The sequence below is a fragment of the Scandinavium hiltneri genome (assembly GCF_024764835.1).
Taxonomy (GTDB): domain Bacteria; phylum Pseudomonadota; class Gammaproteobacteria; order Enterobacterales; family Enterobacteriaceae; genus Scandinavium; species Scandinavium hiltneri.
The window spans coordinates 1-472 of the sequence record NZ_JALIGE010000042.1 but is presented as its reverse complement, the minus strand read 5'-3'; the positions used below and the strand labels follow the sequence as shown (position 1 = coordinate 472).

Annotated in this window: 1 protein-coding gene; it reads right to left on the bottom strand. The window is 69.1% G+C overall.

Annotated elements, in window-relative coordinates; all coding sequences use genetic code 11:
- On the bottom strand, positions 1-472 hold a 472-nt coding region (locus MUU47_RS00195), incomplete at both ends, for an OprD family outer membrane porin (protein ID WP_258986122.1).

The following is a 472-nucleotide window of genomic DNA, read 5'->3' as shown; positions in this document are numbered from 1 at the left end:
AGACGGTATGGCTGTCGATCTCGCCGGCGCGCGCGGCGCCGTCGTCGCGATCGACGAACAGGCCGAGGTTGGCGCCCAGGGTCCAGTCGCCGACACGCTGCTTGTGCAGCAGGTTGGCGTAGCTCTGCCGGTAGACGTCCTCCAGTTGCCCGTGCCACAGGCCCAGTTGGGTGCGCTCGCGGTTGAAGCGGTATTCGGCGCCGGCGTAGTTGAAACCGTCCGACTCCTGCGTCGGCGCGCTCCAGGCCGACAGGTCCTGCATGTCCGCCGAATTGCGCAGGCTCACCGCGTCGAAGCGTCCGGCCTGCAGGGCCAGGCCCGGCAGCTCGCGGGAAACCACGGCGAAGCCGCGGAACGTCTGCGGCAGCAGGCGTCCGTCGTCGTAGCGCAACAGCGGAATGTCCGGGAGCATCTCGCCGATCTTCAATTCGCTGGCCGAAACGCGCAGCTTGGCGGCCACGCCGACACGCCC